This is a genomic window from Verrucomicrobiota bacterium (assembly GCA_039192515.1).
In the GTDB taxonomy this organism is placed as follows: Bacteria; Verrucomicrobiota; Verrucomicrobiia; order Methylacidiphilales; family JBCCWR01; genus JBCCWR01.
The window spans coordinates 1-25,941 of sequence record JBCCXA010000040.1; the positions used below are offsets into that span (position 1 = coordinate 1).

A 25,941-nucleotide genomic window follows, 5' to 3' on the forward strand; every position below is an offset into this window, starting at 1 on the left:
AGCTCTATGACGCAAAGAAGCTAAAAGAACATGGGATGATCTTATCATTGCAGTTTCAGACTGTTTTGATTCTTTGACTAATGAGGACTGCAGAAACTTCTTTCACCACTGTCAGTATGTTTAAACTTAATTAGTAAATGCACTAAGTCTCGTTGTGCAAACTTAGGAATAGGCAAAATATTGGAAATCGCTTGGAGCGGCGTTAGGCCGCTTCTTGGTCCTCGGATTCTTGAGAGAGAACGATTATAGGGTTCCCCTGGCCCTCAATTGTTTCTTTGGTGATGGTGATTTGCGCAATATCTTGCTGTGAGGGAGTGTCATACATAAGGTCCAACATGATCTTCTCGAGTATAGACCTCAAAGAGCGAGCGCCAGTTTTTTTCTTTAGGGCTTGCTTAGCAAGAGATTTAAGGGCTTCAGGTGTAAACTGCAGCTCAACGCCATCCATGTGAAAAAGCTTATAATACTGTTTGGTCAAGGCATTGCGGGTATCTGTGAGCACTTGAATGAGTTGTGCCTCATCAAGCTCATTTAGGACTGCTGTCACCGGAAGTCTTCCTATAAATTCGGGGATAAGTCCGAATCGTAGAAGATCCTCTGGCTCTACACATGCGAGTTTATCAGATTCTCGTGTATGGTCGTCTCCTATTTTTTGAGAGTCAAATCCCATAGTCCCTCTGCCTAGCCTTCTATTGATGATATCTTCTAACCCTACAAATGCTCCACCGCATATGAAAAGAATGTTATCAGTGTTTACTTGTATATATTCCTGGTGAGGATGTTTGCGGCCTCCTTGAGGAGGTACATTGCAGGTTGAGCCCTCAAGGATTTTAAGAAGTGCCTGTTGAACGCCTTCTCCTGAGACATCTCGGGTAATAGAGACATTATCAGTTTTACGTCCAATTTTGTCGATCTCGTCAATATAGACGATACCCATTTCAGCTCGAGCTACATCATAGTCGGCATTTTGTAAAAGGCGCAGAATAATGGTTTCGACATCCTCGCCTACATAGCCAGCCTCAGTAATCGTTGTTGCATCTGCAATACAGAAAGGGACGTCTAGAATGCGGGCTAATGTTTTTGCTAATAAAGTCTTTCCTGATCCTGTAGGGCCAATAAGAAGGATATTACTTTTTTCGATCTCTGTATCATCAAGCATGGCATTTGAGATCGTGGTTGCTTTGTTTAGGCAGTGAATCCTCTTGTAGTGGTTATGAACAGCCACCGAAAGAGCTCTTTTTGCTAAATCCTGTCCAATTACATGGTCGTCAAGCTTGGTTTTGATTTCTAGGGGACGAGGAATATGGAGTGCCTCCATTTCTTCCTGAGATTCTGTTTCTCCGAGTTCTTTGTCTAAAATGGTTTTACAAACGTTTATACAACTGTCACAAATGTAAACTCCAGGTCCGGCGATAAGCTTTTTGACCTCTGCATGGCTTTTGCCGCAGAAGGAGCACATTGTCAGGTTGTTAGGTCTAGCCATTTTAAGGTCAATCGATTAGATGCTGTGTTCTAATCAATGTACTTCTCTAGTATAGTCAAATTTATCACGACTGAACTAAAGTCACACGATAGTTGAAATTGCATAAGTGTCAAGAGTTGCAAGCGCTTGTCAGCTATCGCATCTCAGAGCAGAAATGGATTGAACAGTTTTTAAGATAACTTCTTTTGAGCTATTTTTTGGCTTTATCTTCCTTGTCATCAGTATTGCCAATGACCTTGTCGATTAGACCATAAGCCACAGCTTCTTCTCCGGACATGAAATTATCTCTATCTGTATCTTTTTCGACAGTCTCCACAGGTTGACCTGTATGGTGGGAGAGGATTTCGTTAAGCTTTTTCTTGGTGCGCAAGATTTCCTGTGCCTGAATACTAATATCTGTAGCTTGTCCGCGGGCACCACCAAGTGGTTGATGGATCATGATACGAGCATTGGGCAGACAAAATCGTTTACCTTTAGTACCGGCGGCAAGCAAGACAGCTCCCATACTAGCAGCGTGTCCGATACAGTAGGTGCAAATGTCACATGAGACATACTGCATGGTATCATAGATTGCTAATCCAGCAGTGACGTAGCCTCCCGGTGAGTGAATGTAAATATGAATGTCTTTTTTGGGGTCATCCATCTGAAGGAAGAGGAGTTGAGCGGTAACAGCATTGCCTACGAAGTCGTCAATTCCTGAGCCGATGAATATAACTCTATCCTTTAGAAGGCGTGAAAAAACATCCCATTCCATCTTTCCTCGTCCTGTTTCTTCAACGACACGGGGAACAACGTAGTTATTTTGTATTTTAGGAATGTCAAACTGTGATTTTATTTGGGAATACATATCTATACTAATCCTACTCAACTTTGGCTTTTTGCAATAAGAAATCCATTGTTTTGCGATTTCGTATTTGATCTTCAAGAGCGCTAAAACCGCCGTTCTTCTCCATTCTCTGAACAAGGTCCTTTGGATCTACACCATACATTTGCGACATTCGGGATAGTTCTAACATGATGTCATTAGTTTCGACCGTAATTTTTTCTTCTTCAGCAATCTTATTGAGAATAAACCCAACTTTAACTCGATCTTTAGCATTCATTTCGGCAGCGCCAAAGATATCACGCTTTTTTTCTTCGAGCATATCATCACTGATTCCACGCGCTTGATTTTCTTGAACGATGTCATGAACCAAACGCTCTGTTTCTTTTTTAACCATGGATTCAGGGAGTTCAAAAATAGCTTGTACTTTAAGCTGTTCCACTATTTCTTTGTGTTGGTTACTTGCATTGCTTTGCTCTTTTTGATTTGTTAGATTTTCTTTGATGCGTTCAAGAAGTTCAGGGGCTGGGCATTGAGCAACTTTTTGAGCAAGCTCATCATTGAGTTCGGGTAGTTTTTTTTGCTTAATCTGATTAAGTTTAACTTCGTAGTTAGCTTCTTTGCCTTTGACAGCTTCTGTTGGGTAATCTTCGGGAAACTTAACAGATATGGTTCGCGTTTCACCAGCATTCATTCCAACAAGTTGTTTTCCAAAATTAGGGAGGAAGTTTTCGTCCCTTACCAGTAACCAGAAGCCTTGGTTTTCTGCAAGAGTTCCGGGCTTATCTACTATTTCTTTAATAGATTGATTACCAACCTTTCCTACGTAGTCAATAATGGCAAAGTCTTCATCTGTGAGTGCACGGCCTTCTACGGTGCTGAATTCGGCGTGTTGGTCTAAGATGTTGGAGACTACTTGCTGGACTTCTTCTTCGGTCACTTCAGTTTCCCCCTTCTTAACTTTGAGGTTTTGGTAGTCCGGAAGACTGAATTCAGGAACTAAATCGACAATGGTTGAAAAGCTCATAGTGACTCCACTTTGGAAGTGAAGATCTTCAATGCGAGGCTCACTAACTATTTTGAGCTTCTTGGTTTGGATTGCTTCGCGGAAAGCTTTAGGAACGAGTGTGCGCTTTACTTCATCCTCTATGTCTTTGGTATAGCGCTTCTTAATAATATTGACAGGAGCTTTACCTTGTCGGAAACCTTTGATATTAGCAGCCTTCTGGAACTCGCCTGTCACGCGGCTAATTTCTTCGTCAACGGTTTTCGCAGGGACTTCAATTTTGAGTCTTTTTTGACACGCTGATACGTCTTCAAGAGCAATGTTCATAAGATATTCATATTAGCTAGCACTTTTAAGAGTAAAAGGTAAAAAAGCGATGAATTAAGTTGCTTAGAAATCTTGCTGGAAAGCAGGAAAAAATCGACCTACTTTAAGATATGCTGCAGGTATTGCGGATTACAAATTTAGCAGTGATTGAAGAGCTTACTTGGGAGTTAGAGCAAGGCTTTAACATTCTAACCGGTGAGACTGGAGCAGGTAAGTCTATCTTGATCGATGCTTTGGGCCTCCTATTAGGGGCGAAAGCTGATAAGAGCATGATTCGTCACGGTGCAGAGCAATGCTCTGTGGAGGCAGCACTTTATGGACTAGAGCAGGTGGATTCGCTTTTGCAGGAGCTAGGCTTAGATCCTTTAGATGACGGTGAGCTTATTTTGAGGCGGGTTTTTTCTCATACAGGGCCTAGTAAACAATTTATTAACGGTAGCCCAACAACCCTGCAGGTGTTGAAGCAATTGGGGCATTTATTAGTGGATATGCATGGTCCACATGATCATCAGTCTTTACTGTCTAGGGATGAGCAATTGAAAGCATTAGATGCTTTTGCGGGTCTTGAGGAATTGGTGGCTAAATTTCGATTAGAATTTCGAGCATTGCAGGATATTAGAGCAGAATTGGAATCTTTGACGTCAATGGAGGGAACAGATTGGAGGCAACAGTTAGAATTTTTAGAGTTTCAGATCAATGAAATCGAAACCGCTAGATTATCTGATTCAGATGAATATGAATTAGAGAGGGACTATAAAGTAGCACATAATACACAGCGTATTACAGAGATTGGAGGAGGAGTACAGCGCCTTTTGGGCGATGCTGAGCCAGATGTATTGTCATTGCTAAGTACGGTTCAAAGGTCTTTGCAGGAGTGGCAAGAGTTAGATGATTCTGCAGACTATTTATCCGAATTGAACGAGGGCGCGATTGCTCAATTACGCGAATTGCAAGGAGAAGTTGAAGCTTTATTGGCGAGGAGTGAGCTAGATGGTGAACGTCTTACGGAACTAGAAGCAAGAATGAACTTAGTTCAGTCGTTAAAAAAGAAGTATGGTAGTAATGTTCCGGGAATACTTGAGACTCTTCAAGGACTGCAATTGAAGAGGGATGGGTTAGCTAATCGTGAGCATGAAATAGCCCGCCTGCAAAAGCATATAGATGAGAAAGAAATTGCTTTGCTAAAGCAAGCAAAAGACTTCTCCAAAAAACGTGCGAAGTCCTTAGAAAGGCTTGGGCGTGATATTACTAAGGAGTTACAGGCTTTAGGTTTTCAGAAGGCAGATTTTTATGGAGATCTGCTCTCTGGACAAGAATTGCGTTCAGAAGGGCTCGATACAGTTGAATTTCAATTTGCACCTAATTTAGGAGAAGTGGCTAGACCTCTGAGAGTGATTGCATCCAGTGGTGAAATGGCACGGGTGATGTTAGCAGTGAAAACAGTTTTAGCTAAGCAGGATAAAGTGCCTATTTTGATATTTGATGAGGTTGATGCTAATGTTGGTGGGGAAACGGCTGTTGCTGTTGCTAAGAAATTGAGAGGGCTAGCCAGTTCTCATCAGGTACTATGCATTACTCATTTACCTCAGGTTGCAGCAGCAGGGCATAAACACTTTAATGTTGTTAAGGAAGTCAAAGCAAAACGCACTAGAACTCAATTAGAAGTTTTAGAAGGGGCCAAACGCCTAGAGGAAATTGCAAGAATGTTGGGTGGCAAAAATGACTCAGCTTTGGCTATGGCAGAAAGCTTGCTGCAGGATCACAAGCATGTTGCATCTGCTTGAGATTTTATTTTTGAGAGATCAGCGAGCGCCCAGTCATTTCACTGGGTTTTGCAACTCCCAGCATCTTGAGCAGTGTGGGAGCAACATCTGCAAGGATGCCACTTTCTAACTTAATTTTTTTGTGATCTTCACCAACATAAACAAAGTGAACAAGGTTTGTGGTATGAGCTGTATGAGGCGTGCCATCTTTAGCAATCATTTGCTCACAATTTCCGTGATCTGCAGTTATAAGGGCTCTGCCTCCAACCTTGAGTAGTTTATTTAGAATTTTCTCGGTGCCGTGGTCAATGGCTTCAACGGCCTTGATAGCGGCTTCTAAGTTCCCAGTGTGCCCTACCATGTCAGGATTGGCGAAGTTGAGAATGATGAGGTCATACTTTCCTGAGCTGATGGTTTCTAGAACAATTTCAATGACTTCCTCAGAACTCATTTCAGGTTGCAAGTCGTACGTGGCAACCTTGGGTGAGGCAATCAATTTACGGTCTTCCTTGGGGTAGGGTGTTTCAGTTCCTCCATTAAAGAAAAAGGTGACATGAGGGTATTTTTCTGTTTCAGCAATCCGGCACTGACTTAGTCCTGCTTCTGAGACTACTTCACCAAGAATTTTGTCCATGCTTTGAGGCCCGAATGCTACCTGGATTCCCCAATCCGAATAGGTTTCATCGTAACGGGTCATTGTCGCGTAGTTGACTTTTGGTTTGTGCCTGCACTGAAATCCATCAAAGGCATTATTTTTAAGTGCCTGAGAGAACTGGCGGGCGCGATCAGATCGAAAGTTGAAGAAAAAGACTCCGTCACCATCGTTGACTAGTGGTCCTCCTCCCTCCAATAGGCAGATAGGTTTTAGGAATTCATCAGTGATTCCTTCACTGTAGGATAGCTCAATGACATCCTTGGGATCAGTGACGGTGGATCCCTCGCCGAGAGTAAAAAGATCGTAAGCGAGTTGGGTACGTTCCCATCGGGTGTCACGATCCATGGCGTAATAGCGTCCAACAATCGTCGCAATTTTGCCACATCCTATTTCCTCGGTTTTACTAAATAACGCTTCTAAGTACTTTTTGCCATTTGTGGGGGAAGTATCTCTACCATCAGTAATGGCATGGATATACACTTTGTCAGGAGCAAGGCCCAGTTCCTTAGACATTTTGAGAAGGGCGAATAGGTGTTCTAAATGCGAATGAACGCCTCCATCTGAAACAAGACCTATCAAGTGAAGTGCTTTGTTAGTCTCTTTGGTCTTCTGCATGAGTTCAACTAAAATTTTATTGGTAAAGAAGGTGCCATCATGGATCGCTTTGTTAATGCGAGTAATATCTTGATAGACGATCCGTCCAGCCCCCAAATTTAAGTGACCGACTTCTGAGTTGCCCATTTGCCCGCTAGGTAAGCCAACATCTTCACCACTTCCTGAGAGGGTTGCCAAGGGATAGTTAGCAAAGAGCTCATCATGGAAGGGCGTCCTTGCTAGCAAAGGGGCATTACCCTCTTTTTGGGCTGTAGAGATACCTTCGGTCTGATTAGGGCTAATTCCCCATCCATCACGAATCATCAAAAGAACCGGCTTTTTCATAAGCGGACAATCTAAGATGCTCAATCAAAAACGGTCGAGGTAAAAAGTGCTGCCGCTTAGTAAAAACTAGGATGTTTCGATTTACTGCCTATTTGAAGCGTTCAAGTTCTAGTGGAAATGAGATACTCATCAGTGTTGCGGTGTTGTCAAGGGTTCGTTAGTTTTAAAGTTGGTTTTTATGAAAGCTGCATTTCTAGGCAAAATAATGGATCGAGTAGACAAGCTTGGTTCTGAGGAATTACAGACACTTTTTATTGAGCTCTCTCGGGAAAAAGGGTTCTTAGAAACAATTTTCAATACCTTGCACGAGGGAGTAGTGGTGTTGGATTGTGATGGACGAATAGGTTATTACAACCGTTCGGCGGCTAGACTCTTATCATTACCAGATAAGGCGACCATGGCAGTTGGGGACAAGATCTCCAAGTATGTGAAAGAGGTTGATTGGTTGAAATTACTTACGGCTCGTCAAACTGCATCTCGAGATTTAGAAATTGCCTACCCCGAAGTAAGGACACTGCAGTTTTACTTGCTGCCATTGGAAGATGAGGGGGAAGTGCAAGTCGCTATTTTTCATGATGTCACAAAGGAGCAGAAGGAGACTAGAGAAACCATTGAGTCCGAACGAGCCAGAGCTATTACCCTCCTAGCAGCTGGGGTAGCTCACGAGTTAGGCAATCCCCTTAATAACTTAAATATTCACTTACAGCTCATGGCTCGGGATTTGAAAAAATTACCAGACCATATGGCAGAAAGGTGTCTACAATCACTAGACATTGCCTATCGTGAAATTGATCGCTTGGACACAATTATTAATCAGTTTCTGAGAGCAGTACGTCCCACAGTTCCAGAGATGGAATTGAAAGATATAGTATCTTTGTTGGATGAAACGCTCGAGCTCTTAAAAGCGGAGCTAGAAGATAGAAAGATCCTAGTAGAGCGTGAAGTTGAGCAGGGTCTTCCTAGGCTAAGTGTCGACAGTGAGCAACTCAAGCAAGCTTTCTATAATATTATAAAGAATGCGATTCAAGCAATGGGCGATACAGGAGTTTTGATGGTAAAAATGTTACAAGATGATGAACATGTGATGGTTAGGTTTACTGATAGTGGAGATGGTATTTCTTCTGAAAACCTCCCTCATGTAAGAGAAGCCTATTTTACGACAAAAAAAAGGGGCACCGGTTTGGGTTTAATGATTGTTCATAGGATAGTGCAAGAGCATGGTGGCTTGCTAGATATTGAGAGTGACAAGGGTAAAGGAACGACTATTACAATAAAGCTTCCTCTTTTAGAAAAAAGGGTTCGTTTGCTTCAAGCTGGAGACTCAGCTTAGCAAGCCAACTAGGATAATTATGGAAGATGACTTTGATTTAAAACCGAGCTTACTCATTGTGGATGATGAGAAGCATACAAGAGAGGGCCTGCGCCGAGCTCTGGATGGAAAGTTTGAGGTTTATTTGGCTGCTGATGTGGACTCGGCCTTGAATATCTTGTCCGCCGAGACGATTGAGGTGGTTTTGACGGATTTGAAATTAGGTGGGGCTCAGAGCGGTATGAAGTTGGTGCAAAAGTGCAAGGCAATGTCCAAAGCACCCATTTGCATTATGATGACTGCTTATGGTTCGATTGAGAATGCTGTAGAAGCCATGCGTAAGGGAGCCCACCATTATATTACCAAGCCAATTAATATAGATGAGCTTGAGATGGTTTTGTTGCGCTCGGTCAAGAGCCGTAAAGTGGAAGTTGAGAATAGCCAACTAAGGGAGGAATTGGATAGAAAGTTTGGTCTAGAGAATGTGATAGGAAATGCTCCAAGCATGGTGGAGATATTTGAAATAGTAAAACAGGTCGCAGATTCTAGAGCAACCATACTTATTGAGGGAGAAAGTGGAACGGGAAAAGAATTAATTGCTCACGCTATTCATTCCTGTAGTGGCCGAAAGAAAATGCCATTTTTGGCCATTCATTGTGCAGCTCTGTCGGCGAACCTGCTTGAAAGCGAGTTGTTTGGTCATGAAAAAGGAGCTTTTACTGGGGCAATGGAGAAGCGCTTGGGGAGATTTGAACAGGCTAATGGAGGAACCTTGTTCCTTGATGAAATAGGGGAAATAGATATGACTACCCAGGTTAAATTACTAAGGGTCTTGGGTGAAAGGGCATTTGAGCGTGTAGGAGGCAATAAACGCATTGAGGTAGATGTTCGGGTTTTGGCGGCCACCAACAAGAACTTAGAAGAAATGGTTCGAGAGGGTGCATTTAGAGAAGACCTTTTCTATCGTCTTAATGTGGTGCGAATTGAAATGCCGCCGCTCAGAGAACGAAAAGAGGATATTCCTTTGTTAACGCAAGCGTTTTTGATTGAAAGCGCTCGAGAAAATAACCGTCCTGTTGTCAGGCTCAGTGAGCTAGCGGAGCAGGCGTTACTTGCTTACGATTGGCCGGGAAATGTAAGAGAGTTAAGGACGGCTATAGAGCATGGGGTTGTTTTAGCACGTAGCTCGGAGATTATGCTTAAAGATCTACCTGTAGCAATAAAATCAGATGACAATTCACAAATGTCTGGTAGACAAGACACAGTCAACTTACAGGATGTGGAAAAGAATATGATCGTTAAGGCTTTACAGGAGAGCAATGGCAACCGTACCGAGGCTGCAAAGCTTCTGGGCATTAGCAGGAGGACTTTGCACAGAAAGCTTCATGATTATCACTTAACGTCGATGTAAAGAGAGTATGCTAGTATTACAAGATATTATCTATTCCCTGGAAATTGGGTCCCTGAGACAATGGATTTTTAGGTTTACCTTGCTACTAGTAGTTGGAGTTATAGGGGGCATGTATATGTTGCAGTTTAATTCCTTCAGTAGTAAGGAGGCTATGGACAATGCTCAACTGGCAAAGAATATTGCTCAAGGGAAAGGCTATGTCACGCAGGTCATTCGTCCAGTGGCGATAAAGCAGATGCAGAAAGCTGGAACTCCAGATGACGAGATCGATTTGTTTAATTTTCCAGAAACAATCACGCCGCCCTTGTATCCCTTTGTTATAGGGGGAATATTTAAGGTGCTCGGGACCGATTTCAGTTATCCAGCTGATAAAATAAATAGATATAATGGGTACGTTCCTGAAAAAGTTATCAATTTTTTTAATTTTTCCTGCGTACTGGTATCGGTTGTTGTTTTTTATTTATGGATGGTGAGGGCTTTTGATAGCAGGGTGGCTTTCGTTTCAGCTACACTATTTACCTTATCCGGTATCGTGTGGGAGTTCGCTAGTTCAGGGTTAAATGTCTGTCTCATATTGCTGCTTGTAACTATCGTAGGTTTTTTACTTAACGAAGCGCTACAAGCATCGGAGTTAGAGAGACCTATGCTTGCTTTGGGATTGATGAGTGTAGCTAGTATTTTTGTTGGGTTATGTTTCTTGACCGACTACGTTTTCTGGGTTTTCGCACTTGCTTTTATAGTCTTTAGCTTTTTGGTATTTAGTGAGAACCGTTTCGTTATTGGCGGGGTAGTTACGGTAGTTGTTGCACTAGTGATCACCCCTTGGCTTATCAGAAATATGATGGTTTCGGGAAGTCCTTTTGGTCTTAGTTGGATCCATATATTTGCCGATAATGGTAGAGTGCCGGGTGACGCAATATGGAGATCTATGGGAGCGGAAGTTTCCGTTGCTTCTGGCTTGCGTCCATTGATTCGAGCATTTGTTTATGGTCTGGAAGGAAAATTAAGTGTGCTAGTAGGCTTATTAGGCTCGTTGGTGGCAGTTGTATTTGGTTTGGTTAGCCTGTTTCACTGCTTTAAACGCCCCTGGGCAAGGTACTCACATTGGTTTTTTGGAGTGACTTTCTTTTTAGTTCTCGCCTCAAACGCCTGTGTTTTCCGCTATCATCAACAAAACACCTGGATGGATAATAACTTGATAGTTACATTGCTTCCACCCATTCTTGGATTTGGAACAGCTTTTTTATATGTATTGCTAGACAGGTTAAATATTCAAACTATTTTAACGTATCCAATTATCCTTTTGGTGTGTTTACTTCAAGTGTTCCCCATGGCTGCACAGTTGAAAGATTTCGGTAGGAAGAGAACAGTTCTTTCTGCTAATTTTCCATACATTGTGCCTGCTATTCTATTTTCTAGAGAGTGGCTCGAGAAGGACGAAGTCATGGTAAGTGATATTCCCTGGGCTACAGCCTGGTATCAGGATAGAGTAAGCTTATGGCTTCCTCACAAAAAAGAAGAGGAGCTTTTTGAAATTAATTCTTCTATACATGAGCTTACTTCAATGCTTATGACACCTTACACTTCTGGCAAGAGCCTAATGGAGATCAGAAATGGCGAATACAAGGAATGGGAAGATCTTATTTTGCTTGAAAAGCTAAATATTAGGATCATGCCTTTTGTCACCGGTCTTCCTAAGCCCGACCAATATCTTTACTTGACAAACAAAGAATCTATCAAACGTATGTGGGATGGTTTAAAATAAATAGATGGAGAGATATTTAACTTATAAAACCTTTGATTAGTCATTGTGATCTATATAAATTCTCATATTGACAATTTATAGCATTTGAACTTAGAGTTATTCGAGAGGACTTACTATGCATCCAAAAAAGTTATTACTCAATGTGTTACTGATTTTTTTACCTGTTTATGTGTTAAAAGCGCAGAGCGGCTTGCCAATGGGGTCGCAGAAGCCTTTCCAGCTTTCCGCCGATCTTCGCACTGAATACGATACCAATATCAATACAACAACTGAAGCAGAGAAAGCAGCGGGCTTCTCTGAAGATGAGTCAATGAAGCTCATTTTTATGCCACAACTTTTGTTTAAATACCCGCTTGAGCAAACAGAGTTTTCTTTTAGTTATGATTTAGGAGTTACTTATTTCCTGGATCGTCCTGGAGACGATGATGAGGACTTAAGCCATGATCTTATAGGACGGATACAACATCAATTCTCACCACAGTTTGACATTGATATACGAGAACGCTTTAGCATTGATCAGGAGCCGGAAATAGTTGGCTCTTCATTAAGGACCAGTGGTGACCGTCTGAGCAATCGCGTCTCGCTTACAGGGAATTATGCATGGACAGATAGATTTTCTACAGAAACCACCTATGAAAATTACTGGCTAAATTATGACGACGATTCGCGGCAGGATGATGACCGATTTGAGCACGAAGTAATCCAAGATCTTAGATTTCAGGCTTTCCGGGACACAGTAGCTATTGCTGGATACCAATACACACTTTATGATTACGAAGAAGAAGGTTCACCGGATAATAGGGACACCCATATATTTACTCTAGGAGCAGAACATTTCTTAACGCCACAGTGGCTATTGACAGCAAGGGCGGGTGCCCAATTGTTGTTCTATGATGAACCCGATACGAATGGCGATAACAGAGATACGCTGGGGCCTTTTACTAGCCTTAGCACAATTTGGAATTATGATCCTCGAAGTAATTTATCTCTCCAATATCAGCTCAGTGAAATAAGCGCGGACCAGACCAGTTTTTCTAGCAGAACCACTCACCAAGTAAGCTTTAATATCAAGCATTATTTGACTCCAAAATTAAGCCTTGGATCATCAGTTACGGCACTTATTTCAGAATATGATATCGAAAACTCAAATACCAACGATCCTTCATTCGATGAATTGACAATACGATATACTGGGGATGTCGAATATGAATTCACTAACTGGCTATCTATTATAGCTGGCTATAGATTTACGGAGGTTGATGCAGATGACCAGGTTCTTGTCAATGGTGCCATATTTTCAGACAGATCATACGACCGTCACCAGGGCTTCTTTGGCGTCAGAGGCGTTTATTAAAAAGCATCGCAAAGGCATTATCATTTAATAAAACCTCTGAAATGTCGATTCATAGCTATAGAACTGTAATGAAAGCTTTGAGTTTTAAGAATTAGCAGCTATACTGCCCATTATGTCTTCTGATACGGATGTTGATCTTCATTTTAGTGATTACTGGAGGGTTATATGTAATCGCTGGCCAATCGTAGCCACCATATTGATCTTAGTCTTATTGACAGCATATCTTTACTCTAAGTCGCGGCCTCAAATTTTTGCTTCGACAGTAGATCTCAAAGTTGAGAAGGAGATGAAGGAGTTGGAGGTTTTTAGCAGGAGCAATGACGTATTCGACCCGATTTTTTTCCAAACAGAGTTTGAGCTGATTAAGTCTAAAACCATATTGGAAGAGGTTATAAAGAAGACAAATTATGTACAAATCAAGGCTAGAGAACTAGCAGAAGAAGTAGAAAATTTCGAACCCTTAGCATATCAATTTCTAAACAAAGTAGATTTATCAGTTGAAGCTGAAAGAAATACAAACATCATTAAAATTACTGCCTACAGCCAGGATCGGGAATTCGCAGCAGTGTTGGCCAACAAGGTGGCGGAAGTCTACAAGGATTATCGCCTTAATTTAATAGAGGACACTTCAACGAAAGGCTTAGATGCTGTTAAACAAAAAATCAATCAACAGCAAAAAGTGGTTGATGATGCTAAAAGAAAGGTAGTGGAATTAAGAACTGAGCTATCTATTGCTCCGGGAGGTGGAGGTACTTTGAATGCTACAACATCTCATGAGGATCTAAGATTACAGCAAATGCAGTCGGATCTCGTCATGGCTTCTAGAAATTATCAGCAGCGTAAAACCCAATACGAAAAAATAAAAAATCTCAGTCTAGAAGAGTTAGAGTCTGCTCTGCCGGTCCTTGGTCTTGAAGATTCGACCATTACCACTCTGAAGCAGGCATTATTCAGATCTATTGCCTCTGAAGCTAGTCTCAAAAAATCTGGTTTTGGAGATAATCACCCAGATATGCAGAAAGCAATTGCGGAGAAGAATAGGTACCGACAACAGCTTAATGAAAAATTGGAAGGTGCTCGGAAGGGCCTCGAAATAAATTTAGCGGTAGCACAGACAGATTTCGAGGTTTTAGAAAAAGAGATAGAAGATCTCAAGATAAAGCAAAAAGTTGAAAAAGTTGAAAAAGTTCTTCCCTATGAAGAGGCTAAAGCAGAATATGATAGCCACAAGTATAGACTGGACCAGCTAAGGGCAAGGTTCGATCAATTAGAGGCGGATGAGAATGTCGGAAGTAGACCTGTCACTATCATCAGTAGGGCTGAGCCAGGTCTAAAGCCTGTTAGTCCTAAGCTAGGCTTGAATTTAGCTCTTGGTGGCGTGGCTGGGCTGATATTAGGCATCAGTTTAGCTTTCTTTATTGAATATCTCGATACAAGTGTTAAGTCACTTGACGACGTAGAGAAATTTTTGGGGACTTCGGTAGTGGGGGTTATTCCAGAGGGAGTTAGCACACTAAACCTGGAGGGGCCAGATTCCCCTAACGCGGAAGCCTATCGAATATTAAGGGCCAAGATAGACTTAAAGTCTTCGCAGGCCGGAGCTAAGACGCTCACTATTGTGAGTGGTGGTCCAGGAGAAGGGAAGACAACTACGCTTTTTAATCTAGGTTACGTTTGCGCTTATAGTGGAATCCGTACGCTGATGATAGACACGGATTTTAGAAGACATGAGGTCAACAGAGTTCTAGGTATTCAGAATGAACCGGGTTTAGCGGACTACTTGCTAGGTAAGCAGGAAATATCCCGTTTGATCAGGGAAACTGAAATTCCTAATATGCACGTTATAACTGCTGGTAATTTGCCATCCGAATACATGGGGGCTTTAAGTCCAGACAGGCTTACAGAGTTAATTCGCTCGTTGAGACCTCATTATGATGCAATCCTATTTGATTCTCCACCAATCTTGGGCATTAGCGATGCTGCTGTGATAGTTCACGAAGTTGATATGACTCTCTTAACCATCCAACACCGCAGATATCCAAGAAATATCTCATTTAGAGCTAAGAAAGTGATTGAGGAAGTTCAGGGCAGATTGGTGGGCGTTGTTCTCAATAAAGTTCAAATTAAAAGTGATGAGTCCTACTACTACTACACGAGTTACTATGGATATAGTGGTGTCAGCAGCGAAAAGTCCAGAAAAGACACTATTAAAATGACCAAGGAAAATTTGAAGAAACGTAAGAAACAGGAAAAGCTTGTAAAAACCGCACAAACCAATGCAAACAGTCAAAAAGGCTCATCAGAGGATAGATATTAACCCGGGGCGAAGGTTTTTATTTCTTGGAAGCATATGTGCTGCTCTGACCCATTTTGTCGGGTGTAGCACTACTAGCACCTCCAATGAAAATACTCAGTATCACTCCCAGGAATCTCCAATTTTTCAATCAACACAGTCATTGGCTAATAGAGAGAAGTCGGATAGGATTCGTATAGGGGATATTATGTCTATTAATCTTACAGGCGTTCCAGCTCAGGACGCTAGAACTTTTGAGGTCAGAGTAGATGAAGCCGGAAATGTATCTATGCCTTTTATAGGCAGTGTGAGAGCTGCAGGTTCAACTGCGGCGACACTTAAGGAAAACATTGAAACTCGTTATAAGACAGGAGGCTTTTACGCAACGCCTAATATTCAGATTGTTGTTAGAGAAATTAGATATGTAAGTGTAGGAGGAGAGGTTAGGGTGCCTCAGAGACTTCAATATACACAAGATTTAACAGCTGCGAGTGCAATCGCAGGAGCAGGAGGTTTCACTGATTACGCCAACCAACGTGAAGTTAAATTACTAAGAGGAGGGAAGGTTTTTATCTTTAATGCTAGGGAGATTACCTCTGACCCTTCTCTAGATATTGCATTAGAGCCTGACGATAAAATTCAAATTGATAGAAGTATTTTTTAGTCAGCACTTAGATGGTTCAGCTAGAGATTCCTAGCTAAGCTAATTCGATATCAATTCTACGAGGACCTATGCTCATAAATTATGATAAGAATGGATGGATTCAGTCCCTTTACATATGACTTATTATTCAGCATACTTAAGCCGCTTGATGCGATAGAAACTCTACAAGATTCACAAAAGCTTGAGCGACAAAGAAAGGAGAGTCAACGAAGATATATCAAAAGGTGATACCATTAGAAGATTCTACGCTTCCTGTGGCCAAGATCTCGCCCAGATCTTTAAATCCCTACTGCATAGTTCAGGTTAAAAGGTGATGTAATGTGTCGTCCATAAGGTCTATATAGTTTCAAAATCTCATATTAAGCTATCAACCTCGAATCTCGTAATCTTTGTTTGATCTAGGATTCTTTACAGATCTAGTGCATTTTCTAATGAATAGCGAAGGTTGGTTGCCTAATCCATCTCTAATTCTCTTGTTTTACCATTGAAAGCCTATAGAGATCTGTGTAGTTCCTTCGTGCTTGAATCAGCAACGATGTCAGAGGATCAATCCTGCGTAAAACTCTATGAATACTTCAATCTCCTAAATGCCTCTTTCGAACCGAGATATGACAAAATGAATTCAAAAATTTTCCAGGTGTGGTCTGGATATGAAACCGAATCTTGAGATTAAGAGGTTGCATTGGTTCGATTGAGCAAGGAGCTTCTTCGAGCATAAGCACATTGTAAATTTGCTACGAAATCATAAGAAATACACAAATATATATCCTAAAAAGTGAAAATAGTAATTGCATTATATTCATAAATTGACTATATTATAATTTAATTTTCCCTAATTATTGTGATTTCTATATTTGTGAGAAGAAGCACAGGATCTCTTACTAGCGTAGTCATATCTATAGTTTTACTATTGTTGCCGATCAGTGGTTTAGCTCAGTTTGAGCGCGAGGAGAGTGTTCTCGAAAAAATCAAAAGAGGATTGTTTGCTTACAGGATTGCAGACTATCCGGAGGCGGAGAAAATACTCGAAGAGGTAATTGAAGCTTTTGCAGGCCAAGAGGCACTAGCTGAATTGGGCTTAACAAAAGAAGCAAAAGAAAATTGCCTATTTTGTATTGCGCTAAGTGAAGTCTACCAAATCAAGTATGAGGAAGCGCTTAAGACTATCGAAAGTCTGGAAGCTCTTAATCCTACAGATGTCGATATGTCTGTGATCCTATTCTGGAAAGCGATGTCTCAATTTCAATTAGCAAATGGGGAAGTGGCATATAACTCATTTGGGCAACTATTACTAAAATATCCAAAGTCACAGCATCGCAATCTATCTCGGTTGTTTATGGCCCTTTCTTTATTAGAGATACAGGAATATGAAAAGTTATACAAATATCTAGAGACTCCTTTAGGAAATTTAGCTACACCCCATGATGATGAAAGAGTGCTGTTTCAGTTGCTCTCTCTCATTCAATTAGAAAGGTATGAAGAGGCAGCTACTCTAGTTAGCTCATATAATTTAGAGGAGAGGAAGCCTACCATGGTGACAGCCATGAATCTTTTAACTCTGGAGCTAGGCAATTATTACTTTGAAAGTCAGGATTACGTTAAAGCACTACAAATACTTCAAAGAGTGTGGATTAAAAACAGGATACTCTATCACCAACAGAAGAATGTAGCAACATTGCTCGAGGAGTTAGATCAAATAAAATTACTGAAGAATCCGCCGCTAGAGGAAAAAATACGTGTAGAGCGTGAACTACATCTAGTAAAATCAGAGATTGAGAAGCTCAAGCAGCTTGAAGATTATGATACTGCCTTGAACTACCGAATCGCGATTTGCTTTGAACAGTTAAAAAATTATCGTGCGTCTTATATGGTCCTCAAGAGGATAGTAAACAAGCTGCCAGATAGCGAACTATTGATAGAATCTAACTTTCGGATGCTCAACATGCTTATGTACATGGGACGATGGGACGATGGTATAAAAGCAGCCGATGCCTTTGCCAAGCGATTCCCCAGTAGCGAATTACTAAGTGAGGTTATCTTCATGAAGGCTGAATCTCAATTTGAATTATATGACTATAGATCTGCAGCGGATACTTACTATAAATTGGCTACTGAGTTCGCTAGTGCTCCCAACGCTGAGGAAGCTCATTTTAAATCAGCATACAATTTGTTGATGGCTGAATACTTTAAGGATGCTTTAAAGCGTTTTGAAATTCATAGGCAAATATTCAGTGCTGCTAAAAGCAGTTTTAAAGAGGATGTCGATTATTGGTCAGCCATGACAGAATATTATATGAAAGAGTACGATAGTGCTCGAGAGAACTTCAGTATATATCAAGTGAATTATCCTAAGGGTAAATATTTTGAGGATACGGTTTATAGACAAGCCCATAGCCTTTATTTGAAAAAGCAATTTTTGGAAGCTTACAAAGAGTTAGAGGCTTACTTTAGAAAATATCCCTCTGGCACTCCAAATACTGATGAAGCGCGCAATCTCATGGGAGATTGCTTATTTGCTCTTGGCGATGTTGAAAATGGTATTAAGGCATTTCAGCGAACGTCAATCAAAGAGGGCAGATACTATGATTATGCTCGCTTTCGTATAGCACTAGCTTACAAAAGGCTGGATCAGTTTAAGGATATGGAGCTAGCGCATAAGAGCTTCTTAGAAAAGCGTCCGGACAGCCCAAGAGTCTCTGAAGCTCTCAAGGAGCTGGCATGGATTTATCGTAAGAATGGAGACTTGCAAAGAGCAGAAAATGTTTACTGGGATGCAGTGTTTCAATATGGAAATAATCCCGAGGCACTTGGTGTAGAAGACATGTTCACTACTTTAAGCAAGTTTGCAAGAAAGCATAATAAGCTTGAGCTTTATCAGGCGAAGCTCGAAGGGCTTGCTGAGGAAGCTCTCGAAATGGGGAAGAAGTCATATTACGCAAGATTGCTTAGGGCACAGGCTGAGCTCAACAAAAGAAGCAATCCCGCTAAATACTTAGCTATCTTAAATTCTATTCCCGAGTATGTTAAGCCAATTGAAATGAGTGCGATAGTCCTTATAGAAGTTGCAGATGCCCTGCGGACCAGCAATAGATTGGAAGAAGCGTATCAGCACTATAAGACAGTTCTTTTTTGGTATCCGCGATCAACATTAAAGAAGAATTCGTATATTGCTCTGGGGATTCTTGCGAAAAAGCAAGGTGATTTAAAAGAAGCTCTGAGGCGTTTCCGTCAATTTGAGAGATCTAGCTTTGGGGTACATCCTTTAATGGCTGAGATGCTCAGATATAGAGCAGATCTATATCAACAGCAAGGCCACAACGAAAAAGCAATTCAAGATTTGGAAAATATACTTACCCTGAAACAAGCCAGAGGCAAGTCATGGGTAGAGGCTTTGTATAAAATAGGTATGATCTATAAAGCAAAAAGAGAGTACCGCAAAAGCATCCCCTATTTTCAAAGAATATACATTTTATACGGACGATGGGCGGATTATGTAGCAAAAGCCTACTGGGAAAGTAGTCTAGCATTTGAAAAGTTAAATCTTAAGCAGGAAGCATCCAATACACTAAATGAGATGCTAGGACAGGATAATTTAAGACAGACTCAAGAATATGCTCTGGCAAAACAAAAAATAGTATTACTCCCAGCAGCAGATATTGTAGATGCAAGTGGAGGCGTTAGATGAAAGTGTTCGCGACGCTATTGTTATGTTCTTTTGCATCTATAGCTTGTGCGGATATTGTTTTTCTCAAGGGAGGGCAACAAATTAGCGGTGCCATCAAAGGCTTAGATTCTGGCTCTATAGTGCTTTCGCCCATCATTAATGGGGAGGAAAGCGGCACAATCAAGTTTAAACTAAACAGGGTTGAGAAGATTAAATTTGAATTATTAGAGGAAGAAGAAGCCATTTTAAAGTCTAGAGATATCAGTAAACTAAGTGCTTATGATAAAATTTGGGAATTCAAAAAAGCTTTCTTAGGAATCCAAGGAAATGACGCTCTGAAGGTCGGTGTAAGCTATGCTAAATTACTTCTTTCAACCGATGATATAGATAGTGCTGAGAAGGCAATAGCTATATACGATCTGATTCTTCAGGAAAGTTGGGATAAATCAAAGACTGACTCCATTACTACTCAGCGAATAGCTGCACTCGCGAAGGCTGGAAAGATGGATCAAGCTTTAGCTGAATATAAGAAAATAGAAGACAAGTCAGATAATGTGGGGTTTCAACGGAAAGAAGTTTTTGAGCAGATTGTTGAATCTAAATTTTTAGAAGCGGATTTAGCCTGGACAGAAGTTCTAAAGTTGGAAAAGGAGTGGCCTAAATGGCATCTTATGCCCGAAATAAGATCTAAGCGTATGAGATTGCTTCATGAAGCATTAGATAAATTTCATGAGCCAGTTTCCAATTACGGCGAATTAGAGAAACAAGCCGCTGAGGGACTGCTTCGTTCCGCACAAATCTATAAGCACATTGGAGACAATAAAACTGCTATACGGACGGCTAATATGATATTGGCAGTCTACCCTTCTCCGTTTCATGTAGAAGGAGCCAAGCGCCTTATTAAGAAGGTGCAAAGCGATGACGCTTTAAGCCAATAGATAGAAAACGAATCAGAAAGGTTAGAGAAATATGAAATATTACTTATTACTACTGGCTATAGCTACGGTGCTATCTACAGGATACTCGGTCGCACAGGATCAAGTTAAATCCAATCAGACTACGGAGCAAGAAACTTCGGATGGGGGTAAAGATCTTTCTCTTTTTGATCTCTATAGTCAAGGCGGTGCAGTAATGCATTTTATTGCTTTATGCTCGGCTGGAACGATCGCGGTAAGTGTTTTTTGTGCATTGCAAATTAATAAGGCGAGAATAGCACCAAGCTCATTAGTCAATCATCTGAACCAAATGGTATCTCAACACCAAATAGATGATGCCTATCAGTTATGTAAATCTGCTCCTAATCCATATGCTAATACAGCAGCAGCTGTTTTGGCTAAAGCAGATCCTAGTGTTCCGAAATTTAATAAGCCTTCAATGGAAACTGCTGCTGTTGAAGTTATTGATTTTGAAGAAACAAAATTAGGTTTATGGATCAATTACCTCAATGTATTTGCTACCATAGCCCCTATGCTGGGTTTACTTGGTACGGTTATGGGTATGATTGAAGCATTTAATGAGCTCGCAGCAGGCCGTTCCGAGCCTGATGATCTTGCTGGTGGTATTGGTCAAGCCATGGTGACTACAGCCGGGGGGCTGATTGTGGGTATTCCAGCTATGTTCTGTTATTTCTTTTTCCGTAATATGCTGCAGTCATCCATTTCACAACTTCAAAAATCAATAACCATTATGATTGATATTTTAACAGGTGAGATTGATGCTTCTGGTAAAGTGGCGCCTTCAGGTAGTTTTCCTCAACTAGGTGGCATGCCTAGTAGTTATAGGCACCCACAATATACTCAACCTCAAGTGGCTCCCCCGCCAGGTAATACATATCAATAATAGATCAAGGTAGATTTAGTATATAGTCATGATTGCTCGTAAGAAAAAGGCAGAAAATACAGGCTTCCAATTGGCACCCATGATTGATATGACTTTTCTCTTATTGATCTTTTTCATGGTGACTACAAAGATCACTAAGCAAAAAGTTAAATTGGATATTGGTTTGCCTATCGCCTCTGCTGCAGTCACTCCCAGGGATCTTAGCGGGAGAGAAGTTATTAATCTTGATATAAATGGCAATGTATTTATCGGGGATAAGCCTAGTGATCACAAAGCGTTAAAAGAGTACTTAAAAAAGCGTTTTATAGCTGTCCCACCTCTGAAGGTGTACCTTCGTGCTGATGCCAAATCTCCAGCAAAGGAGATAAAGAAGGTCATGGCAATTTGTGCTGAGGCTGGGGCAATAGAGGTTGTTTTTGGGTCATATAAAAAACAATAATTAACACTTTATGAGAAGACGTAGGCCAAACAATGATACTGTAGAAATACAAATGGGACCGATGATAGACATCGTCTTCTTATTATTAGTATTTTTTTTAGTGACAGCTAAACCAATTAAGCCAGAAAGCGATGTGGGGATACGATTGCCTGGAACGGTACCCCAGGAGGAAATATTAGATCTTCCTGACGAGCAACGTGTTGTTATTCAACAAAATGGTCAAGTGGTTCTTAATGATATGCAACTAGATGGGCCTAATGATAAAAAACTTCCCAATCTACTAAAGATACTAAAACGGCTTAAAGAAGCTTCAGAGGCCAATAAATCCCAGCCAATGGTGACTATAGATGCACATGATGAATCAGATCACCAGCGTATTATGGACGTGTTGAATGTCTGTGCGACAGCTGAGATAGTTGGGGTGACTCTAGCTACAGTTTCTCAGGAGGAGGATTTTTAATCGATCTAGATGGCACTAACTAGTATTTAAAACTATTGATAAGGCCCTAGCATGAGAATATCAATCGATGAGACACGAGAGAGCAGAGGCGCAAAGCAGAGGCGCAAGAAGCTCATCATTACAGCTATTGGCTTAAGTATTATCCTACATGTCATTGGCGGTGCAGCAGCAACGATTTGGATTATTGCAACATTTCATACCCCTCCCGAGGCAACCTTTATTACAAAGAAGAAAATTGTTATTCCGCCTAAGATTATGGATCCTCGCGTTGCTTCAGCAGAGTTTGAGGCAGTAGCTCGTAAACCAGTGCTCGATCAAAAATTGTCTAGCAGGAGGATGACTCAATTTAACCTTCCCGATGTGCCCAAAATGGATATTAAAGAGGTTGTCGAGTTTGATGCTTCTACTATTGCCTCTGAAGCTATCACCAGTATGGGTGATGGAGTTGGTATGGGCGGTGGTGATGGCGGAGGTGGTACTGGCATGGAAGGGAACCTTTTTGGAATGAAAGTTAAAGCAGAGAAGCTTGGGGTTGTGTTGGATGTCTCTTTTTCAACTCATGGACTACTAACTAATGTTATAGAGCAGATTACGAGCCAATTCTCAGGTTCTGTTATTATTTTGGCTCCGGGGTGTGGAATGAGGGATGATAGTGATGGTGATGTTCTTTCAGGAATGAAGTTTTTAGATCTATTTAGTAAAATTGAATCTGGCGGTATGTCAGGAACCAATATATACAATTTTATTAATCGGCTGTTTAACAATAATAGTCTTTTCAAAGACGCCTATAGTTCTTTGTCATCTAGTAAAAATCTTTACGTTCTAGAGGGATTGCCGATTAACGGAAGTAAACGTAATGAGATTCTGGCTAAAGGTCGGGGTGGGGCAAAGCATAGTACTCATGAAGCCTTCTATTACCTAGTGAGAAAAGCACGAGTGGACTCGATTTACTGGTTTGCGGATTTTAAAGACGAGATCGAGGAGGAATTAAAAAAGGACGTTATACGTCACTGTAATTCTAAAAAAATCAAAATATATGTTCATGATTTTGATGGTAGCCCCAATGGCGATCATGTGCCCTTATTCGCTCGAGAAACAGGCGGTGAATACTTATGTCAAAGAATTAGATAGAGTCTTTTGTGACAATAGTAACCGAGTTTACGGAGGCACGAGTAGTGGGTGTACTCTTTTCGCCTCCAGAGCCCATTTTTGTTTCCATATTTCCTAAGAGTGTTAACACCTCATCTCCTTGAATAAGTTTCCCAAAAGCGGTGTATTGATTATTTAGGAAAGGGGCATCTTCTAGACAGATAAAAAATTGGCAGCCTGCTGAGTTTGGGTCTGCTGCACGAGCGGCTGAGAGCACACCTCTAACGTGGGGCTTATTATTGAATTCAGCATCAATCTTATAACCAGGATCACCAGTCCCAGGCATGCCTGTTGCACCTTCTTTGGTATGAGGGCATCCGCCTTGGATCATAAAGCCTTTCACGATGCGGTGAAAAGCCGTTTCATTATAAAAACCCTCCTTGGATAATTTAATGAAATTTTCGACATGCTTAGGTGCAACATCAGGCCAAAATTCTAGGACTATCTTTCCGTGTAATGTATCTAAAACTGCAACTTCTTCCGAGTCTGACATAATAAGTGTGTTCTATGTTAAGTAATTAATCTTGTTGATATTATTTGAAATCTACTAGTTCAACATCGAATACCAAGGTGGCGTTGGGCGGAATGGTTCTTCCTGCTCCTCGGCTTCCATAAGCTAATTCAGGGGGGAGCATAATGAGTCGACGCTCTCCTTTAACCATATCTAAGAGAGTTTCGTCCCAGCCCTTTATGACTCGTCCGGTTCCTACTGGAAAAGCCAAAGGTTGGCCCCTATCACGTGAGCTATCAAACTTTGTTCCATCAGTTAGGGTTCCTACGTAATGAGCAGAAACTTGTTGTCCTTTTTTTGGTTTATCACTACCTGAACCTTTCTTCAGAACAAGGTACTTGATGCCTGACTCAGTGGTTTTTCCATCGGCTTTTAATTTTTCTAGTTGTTCCATAAATTCTTTTTTATCTGCATTTTTAAGCTTATCGAATGTACCTTGGTCTGCTTTGAACCCTTCTGCGTCTGAACCTACTCTAACAATTTCTACTTTTTGCATGATTTGAGGCTCATTAGGTTTGTCCTGTGCTCCTTTGGGTGCACCGATAATCTTTTTGACTACATCCATACCCTCCACAACCTCTCCAAAAACTGTATGCTTTTTGTCTAGCCAAGGTGTTGCTTTTTCTGTGATGAAGAATTGGGAGCCATTTGTTCCCGGTCCAGAATTAGCCATCGAAAAAATACCGGGCTTGTCATGTTTTAGTTCAGCTAGAATTTCATCTTTGAACTTGTATCCAGGGTCTCCTGTCCCGGTTCCCTGGGGACACCCTCCTTGGATCATAAAGCCCGGTATTACTCTGTGGAAAGTTAGTCCGTCATAATAGGGTTCTCCGGCTTGCTTATGCTTATTCTTAATTTTGCCCTCTGCAAGCCCAACAAAATTAGTCACGGTTAAAGGGGTTTTCTCGTAGTAGAGTTTCCCGATAATAGCTCCATGCTTGGTGGTAATTTTAGCATATAAGCCCGGAGCTAGATCCGCTGCAAAAGATGTAGACGAGACTAAAGTTGTTAAGCTAATGGATAGACTGACAAGCAGAGACCGATATGATATGATACGATTTTGCTGAATCATTTTGTGATGATGGAGGTGTTGATCTTTTTGTAAAGGCAATACTCCATCAGAATCCCATGAACATGGTAACCTCCACATAAGTAGCCCTGAATCAATCTATGAAGGGTATCTTGGTTGATGAATTTTCCTTAGCCAGTGCCTGTTCTCTTTGTAATGTGAGTAATGACTGCTGGGTGCCTTCGATAGGTAATACCTGATGCATCACTTCTTTTTGTTTGGGTATATGAATCGAAAAGTAAGGTTGATTCTGTCGGTCATGTTTTTTTTGGTTTTCGGCACTTGATGTAGCCAATGATGCTGGGTTGCTCCACTCATGATTAGTAAGCTGCCATTTGTTAAATCGATACTTTGCCTGAGGTTGGGATTTTTCTTGTGTTTAAACTGGAATCGCCGGGTGGCACCAAAGCTAACGGAACCAATTACTGGATGATTGCCTAATTCAGGTTCATCATCACTATGCCAAGACATACTGTCTTGACCGTTTCTATACCAATTGAGTAAGACGCCGTTGAAAGCTGTTTTCGCTGCAGCCTCGACACGCTTTTTAATTCCTAATAAGCATCTGCACTTCTGCCAGCTATGAGGTTTGTGTTGGATGTTTGAATAAGTATAACTTGCACAGTCGTCTCCATACCAAGCAACGAGTCGTGGAACTGGTATAGTTTTACCAAACATTTGTATACATTCCCCTTTCCATTGAATTTTTTTCATGAGCGTTAGCAAGAACTCATTAGATTCTTTGCCAGAAAAAAAATCCGGATAAAAGTCAACATGTGCGTCTTCAAGCTGTAGATTCATGATTAACGACTTAATCAGTTTTTTCATACGATGCAATGAGAGAGGGATATGAGTCTTTTTGCTTGCTTATTAATGACTAAAATAATGTCAGCTGCAATGAAGTGTCTCGAGGATTACCAGACACTCATGTAGTGCGTTTTCTATAAATTTGTATTCAACATGTTACTATCCTAAATGCGAACAGAATTAGACCTAAAATTGCTAAAATTTTAATTAT

20 protein-coding genes are annotated in these 25,941 nt (G+C 41.0%); 13 read left to right on the top strand and 7 right to left on the bottom strand.

The genetic code is table 11. The annotated features are described in order from the left end of the window. Window positions 1-202 precede the first annotated feature (202 nt). The 3 genes from clpX to tig all read right to left on the bottom strand — a co-directional run bounded on the left by clpX (window position 203) and on the right by tig (window position 3,639). Entirely contained in the window at window positions 203-1,483 is a 1,281-nt protein-coding gene (gene clpX, locus AAGA18_13700) for an ATP-dependent Clp protease ATP-binding subunit ClpX (GenBank protein MEM9446393.1), read from the bottom strand. Window positions 1,484-1,673: 190 nt separating this feature from the next. After that, complete coding sequence (locus tag AAGA18_13705) at window positions 1,674-2,330, bottom strand: ATP-dependent Clp protease proteolytic subunit (protein ID MEM9446394.1); 657 nt, start codon at window positions 2,328-2,330, stop codon at window positions 1,674-1,676. A gap of 13 nt (window positions 2,331-2,343) precedes the next feature. Next, entirely contained in the window at window positions 2,344-3,639 is a 1,296-nt protein-coding gene (gene tig / locus AAGA18_13710; protein ID MEM9446395.1) for a trigger factor, read from the bottom strand. Window positions 3,640-3,749: 110 nt separating this feature from the next. Here tig and recN point away from each other — a divergent pair, with 110 nt between their 5' ends. Continuing rightward, the gene (gene recN / locus AAGA18_13715) at window positions 3,750-5,423 is read left to right on the top strand and encodes a DNA repair protein RecN (GenBank protein ID MEM9446396.1); all 1,674 of its coding nucleotides are present in this window, start codon (window positions 3,750-3,752) and stop codon (window positions 5,421-5,423) included. Between the two features lie 4 nt (window positions 5,424-5,427). On the opposite strand, the gene gpmI is transcribed toward recN, so the two are convergent. Then, window positions 5,428-6,996 carry a 2,3-bisphosphoglycerate-independent phosphoglycerate mutase gene (gene gpmI / locus AAGA18_13720; GenBank protein MEM9446397.1) on the bottom strand — a complete coding sequence of 523 codons (1,569 nt, stop codon included), beginning with the start codon at window positions 6,994-6,996 and terminating at the stop codon, window positions 5,428-5,430. Between the two features lie 178 nt (window positions 6,997-7,174). Between gpmI and AAGA18_13725 the strand changes: the two genes are divergently transcribed. The 12 genes from AAGA18_13725 to AAGA18_13780 all read left to right on the top strand — a co-directional run bounded on the left by AAGA18_13725 (window position 7,175) and on the right by AAGA18_13780 (window position 23,325). After that, complete coding sequence (locus AAGA18_13725; GenBank protein ID MEM9446398.1) at window positions 7,175-8,326, top strand: ATP-binding protein; 1,152 nt, start codon at window positions 7,175-7,177, stop codon at window positions 8,324-8,326. Between the two features lie 19 nt (window positions 8,327-8,345). Continuing rightward, a complete protein-coding gene (locus AAGA18_13730) occupies window positions 8,346-9,716 on the top strand; it encodes a sigma-54 dependent transcriptional regulator (protein ID MEM9446399.1) in 1,371 nt (456 codons plus the stop codon). Between the two features lie 7 nt (window positions 9,717-9,723). Beyond that, the gene (locus tag AAGA18_13735) at window positions 9,724-11,481 is read left to right on the top strand and encodes a hypothetical protein (GenBank protein MEM9446400.1); all 1,758 of its coding nucleotides are present in this window, start codon (window positions 9,724-9,726) and stop codon (window positions 11,479-11,481) included. A gap of 115 nt (window positions 11,482-11,596) precedes the next feature. Further along, the gene (locus tag AAGA18_13740; GenBank protein MEM9446401.1) at window positions 11,597-12,835 is read left to right on the top strand and encodes a hypothetical protein; all 1,239 of its coding nucleotides are present in this window, start codon (window positions 11,597-11,599) and stop codon (window positions 12,833-12,835) included. A gap of 112 nt (window positions 12,836-12,947) precedes the next feature. Beyond that, complete coding sequence (locus AAGA18_13745) at window positions 12,948-15,152, top strand: polysaccharide biosynthesis tyrosine autokinase (protein ID MEM9446402.1); 2,205 nt, start codon at window positions 12,948-12,950, stop codon at window positions 15,150-15,152. Next, the gene (locus tag AAGA18_13750) at window positions 15,112-15,792 is read left to right on the top strand and encodes a polysaccharide biosynthesis/export family protein (GenBank protein MEM9446403.1); all 681 of its coding nucleotides are present in this window, start codon (window positions 15,112-15,114) and stop codon (window positions 15,790-15,792) included. The genes AAGA18_13745 and AAGA18_13750 overlap by 41 nt, the downstream gene beginning before the upstream one ends. 856 nt (window positions 15,793-16,648) lie before the next feature. Beyond that, complete coding sequence (locus AAGA18_13755) at window positions 16,649-19,477, top strand: tetratricopeptide repeat protein (protein MEM9446404.1); 2,829 nt, start codon at window positions 16,649-16,651, stop codon at window positions 19,475-19,477. Next, entirely contained in the window at window positions 19,474-20,394 is a 921-nt protein-coding gene (locus tag AAGA18_13760; protein MEM9446405.1) for a hypothetical protein, read from the top strand. The genes AAGA18_13755 and AAGA18_13760 overlap by 4 nt, the downstream gene beginning before the upstream one ends. A gap of 31 nt (window positions 20,395-20,425) precedes the next feature. After that, a complete protein-coding gene (locus AAGA18_13765) occupies window positions 20,426-21,295 on the top strand; it encodes a MotA/TolQ/ExbB proton channel family protein (GenBank protein ID MEM9446406.1) in 870 nt (289 codons plus the stop codon). A 28-nt stretch (window positions 21,296-21,323) separates the two neighbouring features. Next, on the top strand, window positions 21,324-21,734 hold the full coding sequence (locus tag AAGA18_13770) for a biopolymer transporter ExbD (protein MEM9446407.1): 411 nt from the start codon (window positions 21,324-21,326) through the stop codon (window positions 21,732-21,734). Between the two features lie 10 nt (window positions 21,735-21,744). Next, the gene (locus AAGA18_13775; GenBank protein MEM9446408.1) at window positions 21,745-22,194 is read left to right on the top strand and encodes a biopolymer transporter ExbD; all 450 of its coding nucleotides are present in this window, start codon (window positions 21,745-21,747) and stop codon (window positions 22,192-22,194) included. A gap of 51 nt (window positions 22,195-22,245) precedes the next feature. Further along, entirely contained in the window at window positions 22,246-23,325 is a 1,080-nt protein-coding gene (locus AAGA18_13780; protein ID MEM9446409.1) for a hypothetical protein, read from the top strand. Here the strand turns inward: AAGA18_13780 and AAGA18_13785 are convergent. The 3 genes from AAGA18_13785 to AAGA18_13795 all read right to left on the bottom strand — a co-directional run bounded on the left by AAGA18_13785 (window position 23,318) and on the right by AAGA18_13795 (window position 25,724). Then, a complete protein-coding gene (locus tag AAGA18_13785) occupies window positions 23,318-23,836 on the bottom strand; it encodes a peptidylprolyl isomerase (GenBank protein ID MEM9446410.1) in 519 nt (172 codons plus the stop codon). The genes AAGA18_13780 and AAGA18_13785 overlap by 8 nt on opposite strands. Window positions 23,837-23,876: 40 nt before the next feature. Beyond that, on the bottom strand, window positions 23,877-25,004 hold the full coding sequence (locus tag AAGA18_13790) for a peptidylprolyl isomerase (protein ID MEM9446411.1): 1,128 nt from the start codon (window positions 25,002-25,004) through the stop codon (window positions 23,877-23,879). A 123-nt stretch (window positions 25,005-25,127) separates the two neighbouring features. Beyond that, complete coding sequence (locus tag AAGA18_13795) at window positions 25,128-25,724, bottom strand: alpha-ketoglutarate-dependent dioxygenase AlkB (protein ID MEM9446412.1); 597 nt, start codon at window positions 25,722-25,724, stop codon at window positions 25,128-25,130. Window positions 25,725-25,941: the final 217 nt, after the last annotated feature.

Excerpts from the sequence above, each read along its gene's own strand:
- clpX (MEM9446393.1), bottom strand. The coding sequence starts at position 1,483 with ATGGCTAGACCTAACAACCTGACAATGTGCTCCTTCTGCGGCAAAAGC.
- AAGA18_13705 (MEM9446394.1), bottom strand. The coding sequence starts at position 2,330 with ATGTATTCCCAAATAAAATCACAGTTTGACATTCCTAAAATACAAAAT.
- tig (MEM9446395.1), bottom strand. The coding sequence starts at position 3,639 with ATGAACATTGCTCTTGAAGACGTATCAGCGTGTCAAAAAAGACTCAAA.
- recN (MEM9446396.1), top strand. The coding sequence starts at position 3,750 with ATGCTGCAGGTATTGCGGATTACAAATTTAGCAGTGATTGAAGAGCTT.
- gpmI (MEM9446397.1), bottom strand. The coding sequence starts at position 6,996 with ATGAAAAAGCCGGTTCTTTTGATGATTCGTGATGGATGGGGAATTAGC.
- AAGA18_13725 (MEM9446398.1), top strand. The coding sequence starts at position 7,175 with ATGAAAGCTGCATTTCTAGGCAAAATAATGGATCGAGTAGACAAGCTT.
- AAGA18_13730 (MEM9446399.1), top strand. The coding sequence starts at position 8,346 with ATGGAAGATGACTTTGATTTAAAACCGAGCTTACTCATTGTGGATGAT.
- AAGA18_13735 (MEM9446400.1), top strand. The coding sequence starts at position 9,724 with ATGCTAGTATTACAAGATATTATCTATTCCCTGGAAATTGGGTCCCTG.
- AAGA18_13740 (MEM9446401.1), top strand. The coding sequence starts at position 11,597 with ATGCATCCAAAAAAGTTATTACTCAATGTGTTACTGATTTTTTTACCT.
- AAGA18_13745 (MEM9446402.1), top strand. The coding sequence starts at position 12,948 with ATGTCTTCTGATACGGATGTTGATCTTCATTTTAGTGATTACTGGAGG.
- AAGA18_13750 (MEM9446403.1), top strand. The coding sequence starts at position 15,112 with ATGCAAACAGTCAAAAAGGCTCATCAGAGGATAGATATTAACCCGGGG.
- AAGA18_13760 (MEM9446405.1), top strand. The coding sequence starts at position 19,474 with ATGAAAGTGTTCGCGACGCTATTGTTATGTTCTTTTGCATCTATAGCT.
- AAGA18_13765 (MEM9446406.1), top strand. The coding sequence starts at position 20,426 with ATGAAATATTACTTATTACTACTGGCTATAGCTACGGTGCTATCTACA.
- AAGA18_13770 (MEM9446407.1), top strand. The coding sequence starts at position 21,324 with ATGATTGCTCGTAAGAAAAAGGCAGAAAATACAGGCTTCCAATTGGCA.
- AAGA18_13775 (MEM9446408.1), top strand. The coding sequence starts at position 21,745 with ATGAGAAGACGTAGGCCAAACAATGATACTGTAGAAATACAAATGGGA.
- AAGA18_13780 (MEM9446409.1), top strand. The coding sequence starts at position 22,246 with ATGAGAATATCAATCGATGAGACACGAGAGAGCAGAGGCGCAAAGCAG.
- AAGA18_13785 (MEM9446410.1), bottom strand. The coding sequence starts at position 23,836 with ATGTCAGACTCGGAAGAAGTTGCAGTTTTAGATACATTACACGGAAAG.
- AAGA18_13790 (MEM9446411.1), bottom strand. The coding sequence starts at position 25,004 with ATGTGGAGGTTACCATGTTCATGGGATTCTGATGGAGTATTGCCTTTA.
- AAGA18_13795 (MEM9446412.1), bottom strand. The coding sequence starts at position 25,724 with ATGAATCTACAGCTTGAAGACGCACATGTTGACTTTTATCCGGATTTT.